This window comes from Yersinia bercovieri ATCC 43970, from assembly GCF_013282745.1.
In the GTDB taxonomy this organism is placed as follows: domain Bacteria; phylum Pseudomonadota; class Gammaproteobacteria; order Enterobacterales; family Enterobacteriaceae; genus Yersinia; species Yersinia bercovieri.
This window is the reverse complement of sequence record NZ_CP054045.1, coordinates 53215-73927: the sequence shown is the minus strand read 5'-3', so window position 1 is coordinate 73927 and position 20713 is coordinate 53215. Positions and strand designations below refer to the sequence as shown.

Sequence of the window (20713 nt, the reverse complement as noted above, 5' to 3'; positions counted from 1 at the left end):
CGCTGGAGCTTACGCTGGTTGTTTGTTGTGGTACTTGACCATATTCAAATTTATCACTGGCTAATTGGCCTTCACCCTGTTGTGAACGTATATGTGCATTTTCTTGTGCTGATAATGAACGATAATTATCAGGAGCGGTGTAGGTGCCTGGCTGTGAATATAATCCGTTTTGCTGATTATAGTCTTTATCTCGCCCAGCTTGGGCTGATCCTGAAGACTCCTTCATTGTCTCATTCGCTGAATTTCTATACTCCTGTTGGTAATATTGAGAATAGTTGTCGGCAACATAATCTTTGACGTAATTATCTTTATCGGCCCCGTGCAAGCCTTGCTTATCAGCTTCTGCCATACCTGCTTGAGACATCGATTCGAGCTGGTGTTTAAATTGTCCGGCTCTTTGATTGTAATGGTCTTGATCGGTTGTAGACCCTTCTACTGTTGCTGTAGCACTGGCCCCGAATCCAAGAATACCCGAGCCAGGTGTTCCACCGGTAAGTGATGTACTTGCCGATTTATGTACGCTATCCATTTTGGTTGAGTTGGTAAATGGCGTTAAGGATTCAGCACTGAAGTGCGCCAAATCATTAATAAACTGTCCTGATTTTGGTGAATTACGTTCACTTTGATCGATAAGATTACGAACGCCCTCTTTTGTAGACAGCTGGTTGCGTTGGCTCACGGCAGAACCGGCATCAAGCCCTTGGTTAATGCTGCTCTGGCTATTGTAAGTTGCGCTACTGTCTGCACTGGTACTTTGTCCTGAATGAACAGCGGATGTTCCAGTCACATTGCCATCTTTACCGGAAATCATTGAGAAGTCGGCCCGACCGCCACTGTCTAAGCTATTGAGCTGTTCTTCATTAATAATGCCAGCCTTATGCAGCCCTTCAGCATTATCTTTGTTAAGTGCCATATGATGGTTAGCACCGGCTTCAGCCCTTGCTCGATTATCTTCACCGTCCATAGCGTCAGACAATTTGCGGTTTGTTTCATTGGAGGCCACTGTATTAAAGCCTTCTTTGTAGCCGGTGTATCCGGCAACTTCTTGCGGTACAACTCCCTGCTCGGCAAATGCTGCTCGTTCGCCATGCTGTGAAGCCACATGCTGTTGAGCATCATAGGTTGCCGTGTCGATTACTTTCTGACCGTCATAGCCGTTAGCTGCCAAGCTAGCTTGAACGGGAGCACTGTTAGCGTCAGATAAGTGTCTACGAGCTTCAGGTATTGTACTGCCTGTTTCAGCACTGATTGTTTCGACTTGATCACGCTGGCGCTGATTATCAACCAGCCCCTGAGCTTTAGATTCACCCGTATTGAACTGTGTGCTGCTCTCTATGCCACTGAGAGAACCAAAGGCATCTCTTGTACCTCTGGCTTCACCGATGTTCTCAGCGCTTCTTACGCTGCTAATTTCACTCTGACGAGATTCAACATTGCTGAGGTTATTACCCGCTGCATCCATAACCCCTTTAGATTCACCAGCTTGAGTGGCTTTACTAACAGCGGTATTAAATGCGGTTTTATTGCCAATGTTATCCAGCGAGCCGAAGGCTTGCTCAGTCCCTTTGGCCTCACCGGTTTCAGTGGATTTACCGATAGCTGAGTTGTAAGTGGCCTGATCAGTGACACTCATATTCATTGCTGAAGCTGAGTCTTCAACTCCACGGTTTCGACCAATGTCTCCTTGTGTCGATACAGAAGAACTTTCAGATGCAGCAGTAAAGGCCGATTGTCCAGGTTGTGTGGCCTGTTCTGTTCCCCGCACATTACCGGTAGCAGCACCGGCGCTTACCTGGCTCATTCTTGTCGTTGCTGAACTGAGATCGCCACCAAGTGCATCAACTTGTGCATTATTGGATTTAATTGAACTTAGCTCACCAGTTGCCGACCCTCTGGCCATCATGTCGATATCACCAATATCAGCATAGGCTTTTTGTGAAGCCAGCCCCGATTTCGCGCCTTCGATAAGTCCACCGCGACCTTCATTAGTAAGGCTTCTTTCTGATTCATTACTGGCCCGATCAAGTTGTTGCATCGACTTGCCGGCGAATGATGTAAGTCCATATGCACTTACCCCGAAAATCCCAGCAAACAATGTCGCAATATAGATCGCGTTAGTTCGGGCCGAAGCTAGAACTGTCATGGCTTTTTGTGCACTGGTTGGTGCTAATTGCATAGCATCCAAGCCGAAGCCCATTGATTTTACTTCCGACATCACCGTTAGAATTTCATCAGTGGAGGCTTGTAACAACAGCGTATCTGCTACTTGCCACGCAGTAAGAAATATCCACATACCGAGTAATAGAGTTAACGCCTTGCCCATCAAAGGAGTGACAACCAGAAGTATTAGCATCGGCGTCATGGAAAGGATAATTGCCATCACCCCAGCCATTATGGTTGTTAGCCATTCTGGATTGGTTGAAGCATCCGATAACGCAGAGTTAACCATTGAGCGGTTAGCCAGCATAGTTCCGGCTACTTCAGGGTTTTGTTGTACTAAGGCATCACTGATTGCTTGAGATACCATAACCCCCCCGATCGCGGCGTTAAGAGTCAGGGTGGTGTTTCCGTACACAGTCTGCAATGTGTCTTCCATCCGTCCTTTACAATCGACATATGAAGCCGAATTTGCGGAGTTATAGCCTAATTTGGAACAGATATCCTTCAACCGAGAATCGTAGGTTGTTGGGGAACCCATAGCGCTTTGAAGATTACTGTAGGCCGTGGTGCAACTTACGGTTGAACCTCCAGGGTCAGCTGCTGAGTACCAGGTAGTAAAGACCGCAGGATTACGCAGAGCGCTTAACGTGGTGACGATATTAAATGTAGTATTACCGGTTTTTAAATTATTAGCGTCAAACCCTCTGGTTTCAGCAACCGGTGAACATTGTCGCCACATTTCGGTTATTGATTTACTGATATAGGGATCAAATGATGCGCCGTTGCGTGTCATGAGCGCCATCAGCACCTTGATTGGCATTCCTTCACCACTGAAACGCGTGGTCGTGGCTGTGTTGGTATTCGCCATGTTAGTAAATGCCTGATAAATCAGGTTCGTCCCACCGGCGACAAAGGTTATAAAATCGGGAATTCCGCTTACCGGCTGGTACTGGTTACGAGTCTGATCATAAATATGTATGGTGCCTTTCGGCACCATCAAACCAAACCATATCATCGTACCAATCAAGGTGTAAGCTAACCAACCTAGCCCCATATTACCCTTGCCGGTTTCTAGTAGTTCTATGCTTCCTTTGGCTGCGCGGTACATGAGTCCAGAAACGATCCCAAATACCACCATTGCCGCCATCAATGATGAGTATTGGCGGTCATTAAACATGAACTTAATACGTGTAAAGGCATTAACCACAGTAGAGAAACCGCCTTGGACGACGTACTCCATATCCAGAGATGCGAAACTAACGCTAGGAATCAGGATGATGAGTAGCAACAGATAGGGCTTCATTTCGCTAGCTCCCCTGCACGTTGCCGCTGATCTCGCATTTCTTGCTCACGAAATGTTTCGATAAAGCCGGAATTCAGCATGTAGCTTTGTAACCGGCTGTTATAGGTCGCTTCAACTTTGACGCTACTATCTCTGGCTTGTTGAATAAGATCGCCAAACTTTGATAGCGCCGGTGCGAATAAATCCATACGACATGGTTTCTTCGCATTATTCGGATCAGATAGCGGGGATGACATCATTTCGTTAACAGCGTCAAAAGCACTTTGGGTATTCCGATATAAGTCAGAGAAAATATAATACGAGTAATTCAATCCAACTAATTCAGCCAAAACATTCAACATGACATCATCTTGTTTACTGGTAATCGCTTGTTTAAGAATTGAATAAACAGGCAGATTAGTGGAGTTAATAAACTTAACTTCATCCGTCCCTAGCTCTTGCCCTGCTTTCATTTTATTCAGCACTTTTTGCATTTTCGCAAAAACAATATCTCTGACAGGCTTACTGCTGGAAGGAACACACTGTTTATTAATCGTTTTGACAAAAGAGCGGCCCGTTAACATATCATCGAGGCTGTACTTCTGGTTTTGAGGGCAACTTGGTATAGAGACGGCTACCGGAATACGATCAGCGGTCTTAGACTCAATCCAGACATCCCCAAGATACCCACGGATAGTATCTGCGTAGTTACCAAGCCCTACTTTCTGCGCGGCCCGTTCGACGATAGAGCCATGTTGCATTAGGTCTTTGAACTCAGCTGGACAGCCTTCAATCATGCTCTTCAGGTCTTGAGTTGGCTTATTGTCATTGGCCTTAATTTTTGATGTCGATTCCGTCCAAAGCCTATCACTAGCTTCATCTAAACTTTTCGTGCCGGTCATTTCAGTCCAAAGACCTTTTAAAGCTTCGGCATCTTGTGTAATTGCAGCGGTCGCAATAGGTTTTGCCAGAGCACATTCATTCAGCTGAATACCGTTTAGGAAGTTAGTGATCTGCTCAATTTTGCCGAGTGTATCTGCACACTCTTTGCACATTGTCTTAAGGGCCATATCAAAAGCAACATACGGAGCTGCTTGCATGGCACGTTGTGCTTTTTCTACCAGATAATCAGGATCGAGGAATGAGAACCCCCCTAAAAATGCATCTATACCACCACAACCAACGCTAAGTTTGGGCGGGGAGATTGTTATAGGGTAATCAGTCGATGAATTGTTACGGGCAGAGAAGCCCCCCATAGTGTAATAGCCACGCTTTTGTGACTCAAATGAGCTAGGCGTATCATAGACTGCATTATCAAACCATTTATCAGCCCAATTATCAGCATTTGCAGCGGTGATATATAGGCTGGTCAGAGTAAGAATTACTATTTTCTTAATATTTATCATGACCGTTCCCTATTGACGCTTTAAAGGGTCAAAGAAGCCGCCTTGCTGCTGCTCGTTTGTATAGAATTGCTGCGGCTTAATTTCACCGCCAAATAGACGAGTGATGCGGTAAATGTTCGACCGTAGATTGCTAAGAGAATCCACACCAACAGAAACCGGCATCCATTGTTTTGAGTCGCCGTTTTTGCGAATCAATACAGTCACCGGCGTCCGGTCAATATTGAATTTTGTGCGCGATTGAGGTTCTTTTATGATATCGACTTCTTTGATAATCCAGCCCGACTCCCGTTGGAAGTTTTCAAGTATTTGAGATTGCTGGACACAGAAACCACATGCAGGTTGAGTGAAGAACAACAACGCGTATTCTTCACGGGCAGCTTGCAATTTTTTGGTCACATCATTGTCAGTACGACGCTTTTTCTCTGCGTTACCAGGGTTGGTAATGGGGTAGTCTTGAGCGGCGTTCAATTCTGGCTTATCCAGCATCACGAAACCCGTAAGGTTGGTAAAAGCAGATGATTTGCGACGAGCAACATCGAGGACTTTGTAATAGTCCATTGTGGCTTCAGGGGACAGTTTGAAGACGGCATAATCTAAGGTGTCATCCAGTAGGGCTTTTAGTTCTTTAGGATGCATTTGAAATAGCGCTTCAGCTGAGGGAATGGCTGGGCGTGGATATTTCTCATCAGATTTTGTTTCTGTTTTTGTCGGTACGTCATACCAAAAAAGACCACGTTTTGGTGTTTTAATCAGCGATGATGGTTGAAGAGACTCAGGTAATGAAAGTTGATTAGGCATAGAAGCATGCGCAGCGCCAGAAGAGCCAAAGCTAACAAATAGGCTGAAAACTGAAGTGATAAGTGAGTTAATCATCTTATTTCCTTACTTTTTCTTTAGAGTGACGGTTGCAGTGGTCTGTTCGATTTTCTGATAGTTACCGGTGACTGAATCAACCGCATCAGTAATAGGAAACAGTGGGAATACAGCGGCGTTGCCATGCGTTGCACGGTTGACGCCAGTTTCCAGCATTAACACTTCACCCTCGTATCCCTCTTTAGTGATGGAGAAGACAGAGCTTCGTGGGGTCGCCTCAACAGTCAGTGGTGTTTGCCCCAATAATTCACCGCTTCTGAAAACGTTGGCACCTTCTGGATTGCTATGAATGGTGACTGCGACAGATTTCTCAGTAAGAACCGTTGCGCATCCTGTGGTTGCTAAAACAAAAGAAAAACAGGCCGTGACTAATAATGCTTTAGCAATAGATTTATTGATGAATTTCATGATTTTTCCTTTTTTGTGCATGCACAATGATTCAAATAATAGGGATGAGTTTTTCTGTTTTTTGAATATCAAAAAGCCCCCAATAGCGGCTATCGAAACTATTAGGAGTATCACCAACTAAAAAAGCTTTACCGGCAGGTATGATGCCAGTGAAAGAGAATACGGGGAGAGGCGCCCCTTGAATATCACGTTCTAAAGCAATGGCAATAAGCTGACCATCGCAATAGAAGTGTTGGTTAATTCGCTCAAGCCTTTGCCCTTCGATACAACCAATTCGCTTGGTTAGTTGATCTTTAACGTGAGGTAAATATGGGTGCTCTAAAGTGAAAATAACGTAGTCACCCGCTTGCTTTGGGTGAACACCCGTTTTAATAAAGGCATGGGGTAACACACTACTGGTCAGTGGAATATTGATATATTTGAAAGCAGAGTAAATAATAAACATGATTGAAATAATAATCATGACATTAAAGTATTCTCTATTATAAGTATCCATTATAGCCCCCGAATGACTTTGATAAGTGATTCATACTTTTTATTCGGAGTGATTCGATTCATGGCTTCTAGCATTTTAGCAATAGAGGCATCACCATAAATAATAGTCTCTGCTTTCTTCATTAATTCCAGACCATCACAATAACTATTAATATTCATATCTGGCTGGAAGATCAGCGCAGGAACAACTTTAATGTCATATTTTTTAAATAGAACCGGATCAATCAGAACTTGAGTTGACCACATTTTGCATGATGTTGTATCGCAGGTCTGGTTAACCGCCAGGATCTCGCGGCTCAGCTTCATGGTGTCGGCAATACGACTAATTCCACCAACCGCGCCTCGTAATACCATAACCCCCCGACTTTAGACAAATCCCGCGCATAGTTTCGTAGGGTATGGATAGGCATACTGCTAGACACAAATAGCACCAGTTGGTCTTTGACCAATTCAGGACGTTCTTCTTGTTGCTGTTTATCAGGGTCTAAACCGGCTGTTTTAAAAACCTGCTGCTGTAGGTCTTGTTGCTGCTGCTTAAATTCTGATGATTTGGAGTAGCTAGCTATGTTTTCGGCAAAACTGTTCATTTCTTTATTGCTAACCCGATGATCAACTGCGGATTGTGCCGCTTTCATCATTTCAGGTGAGAGAGCAATCTCTTGTGCATGCACAAAATTAGTCGTTAGCGCTAACGATATGGTGATCAATAGTTTTTTCATTAGTAAGCCCTGATGCAACAATCTTTCTTTTCAAACATCATCCACATGAAATTATCTTTAAGTGGGTCATGTTTGCCGCCAGTCCATAACAAACCCTCACGTCCTATAGGCAGACATGCATTAGCGCGGGTTGGCCTCATAAGCTGTAACTTAAAGCGGTCTTTTTTCCAGATAGGGGCCAGTTCGCGATAGCAGCCATCATCTGAGGTATTCCACAACAAACCTAACCGGCCCATAGTGAAAATTGAGCGAGCAGCGATACCAGCATTAGCTTCGACGAAATCGGTGCTAGTGATCGAACCAGACAGAGGATAGACGTTCCCCCAACTCCCCATACACCAGAACAATGCATTAAGAGGCATGCCATAAGTGCCAGCGATTGCATCGGCAGAACAGGCAATTGTTGCCACCGGATTAGCAAAAAGCAGGGCTTCAGGGTTAATAATCAGACTGAGTGCTTCATTGTTCCATTGCGGTAAGATCTCCGTCATCATGGCGACATCAAAACCTTCGTCATCTAGGCAGGGGATGTCATAGAACATATTCAAAATTTTCCAGGCAGGAAAAATAAAGTAATGTGCCTGTTGAAATACGCGTTTACTGGTATTGGTTTCGATGTAGCCGCCGGCAAGAGTGCCAGGCACGGGTTTACTCAGTTGAGTTCCTAGCGGCATCATGCAATAAGGGTCACTGACCGTATCGATTATGCGCTTAGGTTCCCAAAAGGAAGTTTTAAGGCCAATCATCGGGAGTGCGGCCCCTTTACAGACACAAACAGGACTTTGACTATTCGAGGGGTTCTCTTCACCGCCAACAACCTGTACCCCAGCTATCCGCATGGGGAAAATACAGCTCCAGCTAATATCTGTAATTGGGTTTATAAATGATGATTTGCAGGTTGCGTGTGCGGGAGAGACTAAGAAATCCATTACCGAACCGACTACTGACCACGCCAGTTTTTTGCCATTAAAATCAAGCAGAGCCTTATCTTTAGCATTTTCAACATGCTGTTTAGAAAACTCTTGAATGATTAAGTGCTCCCCTTCCTGTTGAATGATGGAAGGGACAACTTTGATATCAAGGCGTTGTTGTAAGTTCTTATCGAGGATGAAGGCATTTCTACCGATACGCTGGCTAACTTCAATAACGTCACCACTTGCATAAATGATCATGTCAGATTCAGTTGCTATTGACTTAAGCCAGTCTTCTTGTCCTTTTTCTACAATAATTAAACGTTGCGGGAGTCGAACATGTACCAGTGGGTTAAAAGTGTAGCCTTTCGGAAATAGTAAACGTCCATCCTTATCTTTCACTTCAAAAGGTGCAGAATAGAACGGTATCACCTTACGAGTTTTATCTTCCTGAGTGGTTGGTAGTGGAACCCCTTTGAATGCGCCCCACTTTTCACGATCTTTGTTGAGTTCTTTTTGCCAATCGACGTTAGCAACACGCTCTTGAATTTGTTCCAAAGCATCGGGTTCACTGATGCTATAAAGTTGACCGATAACGTTCTGTGAGGCTTCAACATGTGAAGATAGCAGCATCGCCACGAAAAAAGCCGATACTGAGAGTGATGATTTCATACTTCCCTCATTTCACTATGATATATATATTTATCATAGTTTAAAAATGAGATTACTGATAGTAATTTGTATCATTCATTTATGTAAGGGATACATGTTTTTTATGTATCCCTTACTGTGTGATGCATGTTTTTTTAGTCTATCTTAGGTGCGTTCTATAGAAACAAAGGTATGTTAAATACGGAGTTAACCATTCGTGTTTGTTCAATGGAAAGGCTTCTATAGGTTGACGAATGGGCCTCTGCCATATCGACCAGATCATTAGAATTGGTATCAAACGTAGTATTGACTGCTGATATTTCATCTATGACATTAGAAATGATGCAAGCACTATCAATACTCACATCTGGTTTTATTTGATAATAAAAATCTTTGAGTTTCATTTTCATATCAAGTCCTAGAAATCAATTTGTTTTATCATAAAAGTCTTTGATAGTTTCGCTTATCTCGCCTTGAATCTGGTCTGTAACCTTCTTGGTCATATCTTCAATGTATTCCGATAAATCGATTTTAGAGAAATCAACAGATTGGAATTCATCGGGGGTAAATCCGCGACATTGAGGGGATTTAGCCGTACCAAAATCACCGATAGTGCTGAGCTGCGGCCTGCCTTGTTCGTGGATAATCCGCGCGAGCATACTGTTAAAGCAACAGTATGCTTCTGCTTTTTGAACGCAGCCCAGCAAAGGGACTTTCTTCTTACAATATTCACCAACATAGTGACAGTAGCCGCTGCTGGCGAGCATAGCTGTTTCCATTGATTCTTGGTCACAAGCTTGCATGAAGTATTCCATCGCAAAATGGAGTGCCACACTGATTGCCAGGCTGGTTGGGTCAAAAGCAACAAGCATCTGCCCTTGCATAGCAGAACCGGCGAGAGTAGAAGCTTGGCTAACGGTTTTGCCAGCGGTAATTGCTGCGTTATAGGCTTGATATCCTTTTTGTGCGACGTCATACATTTTACTTATCGTAGCCATACCGCCAGCTATTGTAACCAGTGAACCTGCGTTATCTTGTAAAGCGTTACCTTTATTTGCACAGCAATTTTTGTATCCCGTTGACATACCAGAAGGCAAACAACGTTGGCCCCGACCGGAAAAAATATATAATTGGTCAAGGCAAATACCGTCTTCAGTTTTCTTTCCATCGTTAACTAACATACCGCCGTTAATATCACCTTCATCAATGGGTTTATTAATATCAACGTTAATGCATTTATTTGGAGAGCAGGAATACCCTGAACCATCATTAACACAGGCATTGCCATTACCGACAGGACAGGTATAAGTGACATTGCTAAAAATGCATTTATCTTGTTGAGCATTGTATTCAATAAATCCGTATTTTTCTGTATATCCGGCAATTTTACAGTCAATAACTGGCGAAGATGATGTTGGATTACCATTTTTAATCAGAATAGAATACCAGTTAGTATTGGAACCACCAGTAAACATATGCTTACCAAGCTTAGCAGTAAAATATTTCGTGTAATCTAATATTAAGTCACTACACATTATACAGTTAGATGTTGATTTATAAACGTTGAACTCTTGGCCTGAACCAACCAGTGCCGAGTCACTAGGGCTACTCTTATACATATCAAAAAAATCTGAACTAGGATTATAGCTAGCCGCCCATACTATAGGTTGAAATGGACTATTAGGCTTTTGACTAGTTATAGAAGAGGCTAATTGAACGTAATACTCATTCCAAGATGACTGACCAATACACATTGAACCTTGCAGAGTCGTACCTGTTGGGCAAACTTTGTTCGGCGGTACAGCGATATTCTGATCTAACTTGTCACATGACAGTTTCCCAATGGGGCAGAGACCTGGGTCATTGCCGATGCAAGTTGCTGTCTCACCTTCATCTCCTAAGTAACCATCATTATTTTTGTCAATGCCACAAATAAGATTTGAAGCAGCAAGCGAACCACTGGAAAATAATATAGAAAATACGATTAGAAATATTTTAATCATGCCAGCCTCAATTTGATTCCACAGGAGTGCCATTAGGGTTTTTTATTTCGCCTGAGCTACATATCATGTCTTGTCCTGCTTGCCGCATTGTTTGCATAATAGCTGCTGCTTCTGCAAACTCATTAATACACTGACAGGCTTTAACTACATCCTCATCGAAATCGGTTACACATTTATTATCAGTCCCACATTCGTGATAGTAATAATTATATACTTTCTGGCCTGGAGTTTTATTTTTATCAACTTGACCAGAGACTGACATATCAGGGGTGGTTTTCTCTTTTCTCGTTTTACAGACATTGACGCATTCATTGACCGTAGGTAATTTAGGCCAAAATAAATCACCTTCACCTAATGTGACTTTTCCATTTTCTGAAAACATTTTGTCTTTATAGTGATCCGGTTTTACGTTGTCTTCGATATATCCCTTACGCTCAATAATTTTAGATGTATCGTAATCATTTTTTGTATTGCAACGATAGACTCTCTTTTTAGTGAACCAATCGCGTTTAACTTCAATGCTACAGAAGTTACCATTTATCTTGTGTGTTTGTGATAAGGGCTTAAGGCCAGTATTTATGCCACCAATAAATGACTTGATGCCGTCAATTTCTTCCTCTACCAGCTTACAGGTCGAGTCATTTTCATAGGCAGTACAAGTATCAGAAATAGATTCAGCTCCTAATTTGCAGCTCATATCCGTCTTAACGCGTAACAATGCATACCCTTCTCCCGCCCCGCTAACTTCAACACGGATTTTGAACTGAAGGGGGCCAGGATTTTTCATATACTGCGCAAAATCCATGTTTGGATTTACGTTCCAACTTGTCACTAGCTCACATGCCCCAGGCACGGGGCCAGCATCAGTCCAGTTACCGTAAGGGCCATTCCATGCAACCTTGTCACCTACCCAAACTTGCATCCAGTCATCAAATACGGCATTGATTAAGGTTGCTGTTTTAATACGGGAGGGATCTTTTAAAATGAAATTACTTTTAACCTCATAATAGCTACAACTACCTTGCCAGTAGTCGTTGCCGAGTCTTCCCAGTACCAACTGAAGACAGTCGGTTCCGCATTGAGTTACCTGCCCTTCACCGCCATCAAACTTGATGATTTCATCTAGAGTTGGCTCATCGATGCCAACATTACGGCGCACTTCGCAACGTCGGGTTTCAGAAGTTTCATTTGGGTTTAAACTGCCATTAACGATGGCTTTATACGCATCAGAACTTTGAGTTGAATTAGCCGCATCGTCCTTCATTTTTGTTTCGTTGTTCTGGTATGTCAGTAGCTGGGAACCATCGGGGCTGTTAAAGAAGCCGGTAGAGTCGCCAACATTGCATGAACCCGCGTCACCACCAACAAATGACGCGATAACACCGTCAATCTTGACATCAGAAAGGGTGTACCAAGGATTGACAGCAGCCAAGGCTTGAGACGCCCCACCGCCAAGGTTACGGAGAATTTGCCCCATGTTCGTCCAAGCCAAATTGCTGCCGCATTTATTATTGATGCAGTAACAACCACCCAGATCTGTTAGGGCTACTCGCTTGCGTCCTAACTGGTAGCTCTTACTGTCAGCAGTCCACGCCCAGGATGTACAGGTAGTAGTGTTATTGGGGTCAGTACAAGTCATAAACCCATTGGAGCATACTGCGGATACGTTCCAATTAGGGGCCATTGTGATATCAAGCTTGCCGTCCATATTGGTATCTTGCATAACATTCAGAATGGTTACGTCACCGCCAGCGCCTGGTTGAACCAGCATTTTCATAAACTCAGATGTACCTTTACAGACCGCCTTACCATCAAATGACTGTTTCCCATCGAAAGTAGACATCTGGCCTTGTCCGTTCATTGGACTCAATAAGGAGTTATTAATAGTTGAAGCTGAGTTGGTTTTACCTTTGACGACACCGCTAATATCATTGGCAATTGAATCAACTTTGTCTTGTGAGGCTTTACTGATGCTTTCTTGTTTTTGTGCATGCACAAAAAAACAGGGCAGCAAGGCCGCCCATATGATTATTGAAAGTTTATTCATCCTGAACCTCATCTTATAGCGTCACGCCGGATAACTGGCGCAAAGCATCCACAGGTTGGAATCCACGCTGGATAAGAGTGTTGTATTGGGCTACGTCATCACCGTCCGAGGTATTAATCCAATAACGCCATTTATCGACGCAAAGACGCGCTACGCCCATTCCTAAAGGACTATCAATGAAGACCTCACCATAGCGAGGACGTGCATTTTTGACTGATTCTAGGAGTGTGAGTGGGAAGCCACCTTTAATACCAGGTAGGACGCCTTTTGATACTGCTTCAGCGTACATTTTAGATTCAAGGTAATACTTGAACGGGGCGTTAGCTTGCGCAACTTGGCCCAGCCCTTTTAGCAGTAAGAGATCAAGTGGGGATTGAAGTACAATGCCAAATGCACCACGATATTTACGTGCTCTACGGTAGCCTTCTTCAACCATCGAGGCGAGTCCGTCCATAGAAATATTACCCTGCTGTTTAACCATTGAGGCAATCTCTTCAAACAGAATAAAACTTTTTTGGCTGCGATCAGAAAGGTACAAGTCTTGGGTCATGGCATTCATAACTTGCATGATCATAGGGAAGAATAATTGTTTCTGACTTTTCAACTTCTCTAAATCGACGCAGACAAATTCATCTTGAGAAATATTAAATTCAGATTTTCCAATGAAAAATTCTTTAAATTGCCCAATGCTGCTAAAACTTTTTAACTGGAATGCTAAGTGTTGTGCTTGGCTCTCTATTTCTTGAACAGCTGAAGCGGATATATCTTGCCCTGATTTCCACTCGCCACTTCTTAAAAAAGCAATGATATCGTCAACGCCGCTTTCTTGATTACCTTTTTTGTGGCTTGCATGGCAAGCTTGATCAAGTAAATTGGCTTCTACTTCATTTACAGTCTGACCAGTAAATGAATAAGCACAGGAAGAGTAAATAATTACTGCTGCCGATATACTTTGCTCAAGGTCTTCAATATCTTTGGCATAAAAATCAGAAGGATTCATACACATTGGTTTATCTAAGGCAAAGTCTATATACCGTCCTTTCCGTATATGAGTTAGCTTTTTATAAGAAGCCCCGAGATCCGCAATTCTTATTTTTGCCCCACATGATGCGTAGGAATCAAGTAGGTCATTAAGTAAAAATGACTTACCACCACCAGTTTCAGCCACCACATAGAAGTTATGAGAGTTGACACGTTTATCAAACATATCCAGGCCAATAAACTGTCCCTTTCTGCCAATATAAGTTTGTATTGGTTTTCCGCCCCCCCTGAAGTCGCCCTGAACTGGTAAGAATCGGGCAATATTTTCATAATCAGAAAAAAAGAAGCGATCCATGTTTTTTAGATTGTTATCTATATTATAAAAGCCGAAAGGTAGTGCAGTTAGGTACATCACCTTGGACATGTTAGTCTCAGGCATTAACTCAAATTTATGATTTCCCCATAAGTCCTTAGCCTCAGAAACAGCGGCCCTAACGTCCTTTTTAGTCTTACCAAAAACCCAAAGCTGTGGAATGAAATAGGCAAAATCACCGCCTTGAGCGAGAGTTTGTTGCATTTGAGAAAATTCATTAATGCGTTCTTTTAGCGCAAAGACTAACCCAGCGCCAACTCTCTGGAACATGGTTTGAGACGCTTTATTAGCAATCTCAGTTTGCAAATCATCGTAGATAATGGTGAGTGTATAAAGGAATGGGTACTTAATCTGGCCCCGATCATCAATAACCCCCTTATACCCACCGAATAGCTCGTTAGTACGAAGTGGGTTATTGTCTTTCTGTGGAATAACGTTAGGAAATAGGCATGTACCGTAGCGATGACCAAGGATATTGGGTGTTACAGAAAAATCTTGTAGGGGTTCATGATATCCATCGTTGTCAAATGAACGGTCGTAAGCAGGATCATTAGACATCATCTGCTTAGCGAGTGGTCGTTGTGGATCGTACTCACCGGAAAATTTTTTTCCGCAGAAAAACTCACTCATCCAGCGAATAAGTTCGGTGGCCCCAAGTCTACGCGGGGCCATACCTGCGGTGTCAAAGATCTGCTCAATCGAGGAGAGCAAATCTTCCCTAATCATCTCTTCACATTTTAGTGTATAAAAAACACGAAAATTACGAACAGGGATACCATTCATCTGGGGGTGAATACCACTCTCTGCACCATTACGTAAATATTGAGTGGTATTTTTAACGTTCATATCGGTAATAGGGTCACCCTGAACGCGACAGGCGGCATACTCATCAAGTATATCGTCTAAATTATGGTCAGGATAAAGTATCCATTGTCCTACGGTGCCTTTGGGGTAACGTGTTTTAACAATATTGTGCAGTTTGCCAAGCTGATCTTCACCGACAAATGGCAGCGGAGTTAATTCCCAAATCCAACCTATTGTGTTATCGATATTAAAAAATGCTTTTGACTTAATTTTCTCACCTGATTCAGTTTCTATTTCTTCTTTGTAAGAAACAAATGGAAGAAAGCTTGAAAGAGAGTCTCGATCATTTAAGTCAAGGATATTATCTGCCGTAGTATGATTACGTAAGAAGATATACTTATCCATTAAATCCCCAATTACATTTAACATTATTTCGCCCCCATTAAGAACTCGGGTGATTGAGCGTCTGCTTGTAATTGATAGCCAGTGAGGACAAACTGAGAACCCTCAAGCATAGAGAAAACATAGCGAGGCATATAGGCAACAGAACCGTCCATGCTCGGGGAGTAAGACATAATTAAAGTTCTGACCACTTTAGCTGGCTTCACTACCGGTGTTTGTGGCTGCGCAATTAATTGTGTGAGTTGCTGATAAACACGGTCACGATATTTGTCATAGGCCACAGAGCTATTGGCGGCAGTAGCACCGGTAGCCGCTTTAGCGGCAGATGCCTTTGGGTCATCCTTTACTCCACTGTCTGTGATTTCCTTGCCTTTATTAATACCCGTAACCGCCTCATCATATGCGTCAGCTGAGGAAATACATTTCCCATATCCATCTTCTAATTTACAGGCGAAATCATTGTGATAAGGAAGAATACCGCATCCAGATAAAATCAATACAGGAAGAATAATTGCGATCTTAATGAGTTTCATACTGTTACCCTATTTGAATTGAGTTATTTAATCCGAACTTCTTTAATTTCAAGCGTTGCGGTTTCTTGAATAAACAACATGACATCTTTACCCGAACCTGTTTCCAGGGCTGGTGCTGTTTGTTTGGCGAGGTCTAATAGATATTTCCCGACTTCACTTAAGCCACCGGCTAAACCTTGTGTTGCTGCCGTCTTAGCGAGATCTTCATTTTTAATGGTATTCACGGAGCCTAAAGCGGAGACGTTTTGGGTAACACCTTGTGAGCCAACTACGTTAGCAAAACCCTCAATGCTTTTTGCAAATATAGTAGAAGCAAGCAATGGCCCCGCACGGGAAACGACACGAGCGGACATATCACGTTTACCATCACGATCAGAGACAAATCCTTTTATTGATCCTTCAACGATGAACCTCTTGTCTCTGGTTATACAATGCATGCTGATTGGCAGTGCAATGATACGTTCCATCGATAGGTTGCCGGTGACGTTAGCCACAGAGAAGCAACCAGAAAGATTCATTTTAATGAAGTTAGGCAATTGCGCCGGTGCTTGAACCCTAAACATTACTGTTTGGGGATTTTCTGCGCCAAATTCGCCGGTTAACGCATTAACGCCTACTAAAAGGTGGGCTTTCATAAATCCAACCGGCAACTGGATCTGGTTCTTTTTTTCGGTATTTACCTCTGCCGGAGGCTGGGTAAATGCACTGTTATCTATCGCAATATCACCTAGCCAAATAGGGCCAGCATCGGGCGGCGTAGTCCCATCTACCGGTGTACTATTGTCTGAAGATACCGGTGAAGACTCACTTAAGGGTTGAGGATATGAAAATTCAACCGGATTTCCAGTAGTTGAACCCAGTTCATTATTCTCTTTAACAGGAGAAATATTTGCTTCAGCTAAGTTTACTGGTGGTGTGGGAGCAAGTTTAAACTCCCCCTTATTGATCATGTCCTGTATTTTTTTTGCTACATCGTCAGTGATTTTTGCATTACTATCTTTTATATCGCCTTGCAATTGTGCGACAACATCATCTTTTAATAACTTATCTTCGGCTATATCAGCAACAACTGATGTTTTAGGTATTGGCTTATTTATTGTTTCGGCCTTACCTGAAGCGTAGTAGAAACCAAAGATAATAATTATGAAACTGGCAATAGTGCCATACTTAACGATTTTTTTTCTGTCAGCTGAAGACTTAGAGTAATACCAAGACTTAGACTTATCCAAAAGGGTGGTTTTATTGTTCTCAACTATATTTTTGTTACTCATCATAGACCTTCCCTTTCAATAATAACGAGCGAAGTCATTTGCCCTGAACTTAATGACAAAGATTCTAATGTTATGGCGAATATATTTTTTCCGTAGCGAGTATTTAAAAACATCATTTCTGATAGTTGAACATTACGTAAGGCTCGAATGGTGAATTGAGTCGCTTTTAAACCTGTTCCTTCAACATTCACTTCTCTGTCTTTTTTTAATTCGATAGGAACAGCTACACCGCGACGATCAGCCGATGCTTTTTCCCAACTGCCATTTATTGCTTGCTGTTCAAAGGTTGGAGGAAGTCCAAGACCAGAATCGTTAGCATCTTTCATCACGCTAATTGATAATTGCGTTGCAGTTTCTTCCAAAGACAGGGCTGAAAATAACTTTTGATTCTCTTTAATGGTATTGGCTGTTCCTGAACCCAATAAAACCTTTCTGGCAGCTTCATGTTGTGGGTTAATAATAAGTTCAAATGTAGCGTTACCACAGGTTAAGTATAATTCTGTTGGTTCGGAGTAATATTGGTTTCCTCCCGCACTCTGTAGAAATAGGAACTTAACAAAGAAGGTTTTTCTGTCAGCACCAATTTCTACTTTCATGGGTTTTTCTTTACTAAAAACGGGCTTCACAGCTTCGCCAGATTCACAAACAATGCGATTAACATCACGGTTGCTTAATGTAACAGTGGTCGAGACTTCAGGAAGAACCCGTTGGGTACTGATGTTATTTACTTTTGCCGTCGCCACAGCAGAGGTAAGACTGAGAGCACAAATTAGGAGTAGTTTATTCATTTTATAAGCCCGTTATATCAAGCAGCCAAAATTGATTTGATTCGATGGTGTAATCTACGGTGTATTTTGCTGTTTCAGGATTTGGAGATGTCTCACCAATGATTTTTCTTTTGGTAACAGGGATATCCATGCGATAAACAGGTAGAGAGCCATGTTCCTTATATTCAACTTCAGGGTTAGTCGTTACCTGGATTGGTTTTTCAGGGTTTAATTCAGTAATAAATGAGACAGTAGTAAACTGAGTGACCTTCTTCTCTCGTTCGTTGAATTTCTTCCTCATTGCTTCACTTCTTGTTGGATGAACCATCGCCAGGAGAGAAGCGTTAGAGTTTTTCACCGTGGTGGGCGAAACCGTCCCATAATAGGCGGTGACCAGTTTAGCCATACGATTAACATAACTCTCTGATGCTGTTGTTCCGGTCACCCAAAAATCACCAGAATCTACGCTAGCGAAAGGTGCAATAACGATTTTTGCGTTATCCGCCGAATTACTGACTTCGTAATATGTCAGCGCTGTTAAGACCAAAATGGCGTAGAGAATAAATTTAGTTTTCTTTTTATCTGCTTCATCTCGCTGAGATTCATTAATTGCGATCCCTCTTTGACGAGTTCTTTCGTTATTACGCTTGAATTTAAAATTCCCGATGCTCATAGAATACCCTTACTCGTCAAATTTTTCAGCGGTGGAGTCTGGATATAATTTGTATTCAACTAATCCAAATTTATATAGGAAATGGCGAAAGTATCCTCGACCATGACTACGCTTAATAGAGATAGCTATGGTTGTGGCGGTAAAAAAAATAAAATAACTAATACCACCAATTTGCATAGCACCAATGTATGATGCGATCAATAACAACCACTCATCACGGTCAAACCAAAATACCTGAATTGGTAAGTGGGGGTATTTATATAATCTGCCATTATAATCCATAGCTACCTCTGAATTTTTAGTGAATAAGAGCGCCGAGTGAAGTTGTTAATTCTTCTACTTTGATTAAGCAAGAACCCGCCAACACGAATGCAATTGCTTTAGGCCATGATTCATTGATTTTCATTGCACCCGCAGCAATAAGGAAAGCACCACCGGCAAAACCTATTGGGCCTTTGGCAATTTTATTGATGCCTACATCATAAATTTGATAACCAAAGTCACCTGCTGTGGGAGCTGTCCAGGCCATTGCAACCGTAGGTATCAACGTTAGTAATAAACCCAAGGTAAACCGCTGTGGAGCGTTAAGACTTAAGTACCAAGTTTTTAATTTAATAAAAGTAGATTGCGTATTCTCGTGAACATGTGTGCTTAGTGATAAAATCATGTTTTAATTCCTTAACGTAGATTAGTTTTAAGTTCAAAGATGTTTATTGGTTATTACTATTTTTGGGGCGAGTTTTGTTTTATTAACTCGTTGGCTTTAGCTTTTACTTTGTCTGTTGCTGTAGTTATTGCCTCCATAACTTTACTTTTATTAAATCCAACGATGAGTTCAGGTTCTTCGTTAACATCAAATACAAATGATGGTGTACCGTTCACACCTAATGCTTTAACGATGTCTTGATGTTGTTGAATAATGCCTTTTGCTTCGGGGCATTTTTCAAGTGCAACGGGTTTTTGTTCGAACATATCGTTAATTGCCTGTTCTTTATCTTTAGAACAAATGATGTGTTCAATTTTCGCCGGTGCTTCTGGATGACCAGGGTTTAACATAAAGATAAGATTGCGTTGTACAGGATTAGTTTTGGCGTAATCTTTTATCCATTCATGATAGGAATGGCAGTAAGGGCAATCAGGGTCAGTTATTTCATAATAGGAAGGTGCATTTTTATCACCGATTGAAATAGCACTACCCACTGGAAGTTTTTTCCATTCACTTTTGATTGCTTTTAATTTGCTTTCATTCGTCAGGCTTACACCATTTGAATCCCACATCTCACCAAAAATAATTACCCCTTTTCGGTCTTCCGATTTAGGGGTGAAATAAATAACATTGCCGCCAGTATGTAATTCATAAATTCCTTTCACTGGAGACTCAGCAAAGTTAGTGAAATTCATTTGAGAAAAAGTCTGTTTAAACTCATCTTGCGCGGCTTTAACTTCAGCAATTGAACCAGCTTGAGCTTCTTGAAGCTTTTTAAATGCCGGTGTCTCGGTTGCATTCAATGCTGCTACACCAGATGCGTTTTGTGCATGCACAAAACCGGAGAGAATAAATAGACTTAATAACGCAGGTTTAAACATTTTGCTAATTTGCATTTTCACGCTCCAAACGAATAAAAATAGAATCAGTATCTTTATGTTCGATAACTGTTCCGCTTTTCTTTTTGTCACTCTTCAAAAATGTACTTTTACGAGGAGTTGTAATCACTGTAGGTCGGTCAGCCAGTGTGGGTAGCTCTAAAAATCCAGTCAGATTCAAATCAAAAATTCGTTTTGCTTCGGCATTGGATACAATCAAAAACTCACCAGACCATTTTTGAATGATCGTATCAGCAAGGGCCGCGTTCGATAGAACCCCTATCCCTGCAACAAATGCTATCTTGAGTGTTGCCTTGCCTTTCATTTCCCCTCCATTCTCATGATATAAATTTGTATCATCAATGGGGTG

20 protein-coding genes are annotated in these 20713 nt (G+C 42.1%); all 20 read right to left on the bottom strand.

Features of this window, described 5'->3' with window-relative positions:
* The coding region (locus HRK25_RS20070; RefSeq protein WP_173361797.1) for a conjugal transfer protein TraG N-terminal domain-containing protein at positions 1-3463 on the bottom strand (3463 nt) is incomplete at its 3' end.
* Entirely contained in the window at positions 3460-4848 is a 1389-nt protein-coding gene (locus tag HRK25_RS20065; protein ID WP_005276901.1) for a conjugal transfer protein TraH, read from the bottom strand. The genes HRK25_RS20065 and HRK25_RS20070, both read right to left, overlap by 4 nt.
* Positions 4849-4857: 9 nt before the next feature.
* Positions 4858-5721, bottom strand: coding sequence for a conjugal transfer protein TraF (gene traF, locus HRK25_RS20060; RefSeq protein ID WP_005276900.1), 864 nt, complete (start codon positions 5719-5721; stop codon positions 4858-4860).
* Positions 5722-5730: 9 nt separating this feature from the next.
* A complete protein-coding gene (locus HRK25_RS20055; protein ID WP_050156618.1) occupies positions 5731-6129 on the bottom strand; it encodes a PEGA domain-containing protein in 399 nt (132 codons plus the stop codon).
* 31 nt (positions 6130-6160) lie between these two features.
* Positions 6161-6625 (bottom strand): S26 family signal peptidase, encoded by a 465-nt coding sequence (locus HRK25_RS20050; protein ID WP_050413699.1) that lies wholly within the window; start codon positions 6623-6625, stop codon positions 6161-6163.
* Positions 6625-6930, bottom strand: coding sequence for a TrbC family F-type conjugative pilus assembly protein (locus HRK25_RS20045; protein ID WP_254451386.1), 306 nt, complete (start codon positions 6928-6930; stop codon positions 6625-6627). Before HRK25_RS20045 ends, HRK25_RS20050 begins: the two co-directional genes overlap by 1 nt.
* Positions 6927-7343, bottom strand: coding sequence for a hypothetical protein (locus HRK25_RS20040; RefSeq protein WP_173361795.1), 417 nt, complete (start codon positions 7341-7343; stop codon positions 6927-6929). Before HRK25_RS20040 ends, HRK25_RS20045 begins: the two co-directional genes overlap by 4 nt.
* A complete protein-coding gene (locus HRK25_RS20035) occupies positions 7343-8926 on the bottom strand; it encodes a TraU family protein (RefSeq protein WP_005278740.1) in 1584 nt (527 codons plus the stop codon). Before HRK25_RS20035 ends, HRK25_RS20040 begins: the two co-directional genes overlap by 1 nt.
* Positions 8927-9081: 155 nt before the next feature.
* Positions 9082-9315: a hypothetical protein gene (locus HRK25_RS20030; RefSeq protein ID WP_032898797.1), complete on the bottom strand. Its 234-nt coding sequence runs from the start codon at positions 9313-9315 to the stop codon at positions 9082-9084.
* A 15-nt stretch (positions 9316-9330) separates the two neighbouring features.
* On the bottom strand, positions 9331-10908 hold the full coding sequence (gene traN, locus HRK25_RS20025) for a conjugal transfer protein TraN (protein WP_005278736.1): 1578 nt from the start codon (positions 10906-10908) through the stop codon (positions 9331-9333).
* A gap of 7 nt (positions 10909-10915) precedes the next feature.
* Positions 10916-12955, bottom strand: coding sequence for a conjugal transfer protein TraN (locus HRK25_RS20020; protein ID WP_032898796.1), 2040 nt, complete (start codon positions 12953-12955; stop codon positions 10916-10918).
* A 13-nt stretch (positions 12956-12968) separates the two neighbouring features.
* Complete coding sequence (locus HRK25_RS20015; RefSeq protein WP_032898795.1) at positions 12969-15542, bottom strand: TraC family protein; 2574 nt, start codon at positions 15540-15542, stop codon at positions 12969-12971.
* The gene (locus HRK25_RS20010) at positions 15542-16048 is read right to left on the bottom strand and encodes a TraV family lipoprotein (RefSeq protein WP_005278726.1); all 507 of its coding nucleotides are present in this window, start codon (positions 16046-16048) and stop codon (positions 15542-15544) included. The genes HRK25_RS20015 and HRK25_RS20010 overlap by 1 nt, the downstream gene beginning before the upstream one ends.
* A gap of 23 nt (positions 16049-16071) precedes the next feature.
* Positions 16072-17322, bottom strand: a complete 1251-nt coding sequence (locus HRK25_RS20005) for a TraB/VirB10 family protein (protein ID WP_244262477.1) — start codon at positions 17320-17322, stop codon at positions 16072-16074.
* Positions 17319-18107, bottom strand: coding sequence for a TraK domain-containing protein (locus HRK25_RS20000; protein ID WP_012291411.1), 789 nt, complete (start codon positions 18105-18107; stop codon positions 17319-17321). The genes HRK25_RS20005 and HRK25_RS20000 overlap by 4 nt, the downstream gene beginning before the upstream one ends.
* Before the next feature lies 1 nt (position 18108).
* A complete protein-coding gene (locus HRK25_RS19995; RefSeq protein WP_005278718.1) occupies positions 18109-18759 on the bottom strand; it encodes a TraE/TraK family type IV conjugative transfer system protein in 651 nt (216 codons plus the stop codon).
* A 9-nt stretch (positions 18760-18768) separates the two neighbouring features.
* Positions 18769-19041, bottom strand: a complete 273-nt coding sequence (locus tag HRK25_RS19990; RefSeq protein WP_005278716.1) for a hypothetical protein — start codon at positions 19039-19041, stop codon at positions 18769-18771.
* A gap of 16 nt (positions 19042-19057) precedes the next feature.
* Positions 19058-19426, bottom strand: coding sequence for a hypothetical protein (locus HRK25_RS19985; RefSeq protein WP_050413712.1), 369 nt, complete (start codon positions 19424-19426; stop codon positions 19058-19060).
* 56 nt (positions 19427-19482) lie between these two features.
* Positions 19483-20361, bottom strand: a complete 879-nt coding sequence (locus HRK25_RS19980) for a DsbC family protein (RefSeq protein WP_152411982.1) — start codon at positions 20359-20361, stop codon at positions 19483-19485.
* A complete protein-coding gene (locus HRK25_RS19975) occupies positions 20351-20668 on the bottom strand; it encodes a hypothetical protein (protein WP_005278707.1) in 318 nt (105 codons plus the stop codon). Before HRK25_RS19975 ends, HRK25_RS19980 begins: the two co-directional genes overlap by 11 nt.
* Positions 20669-20713 lie beyond the last annotated feature (45 nt).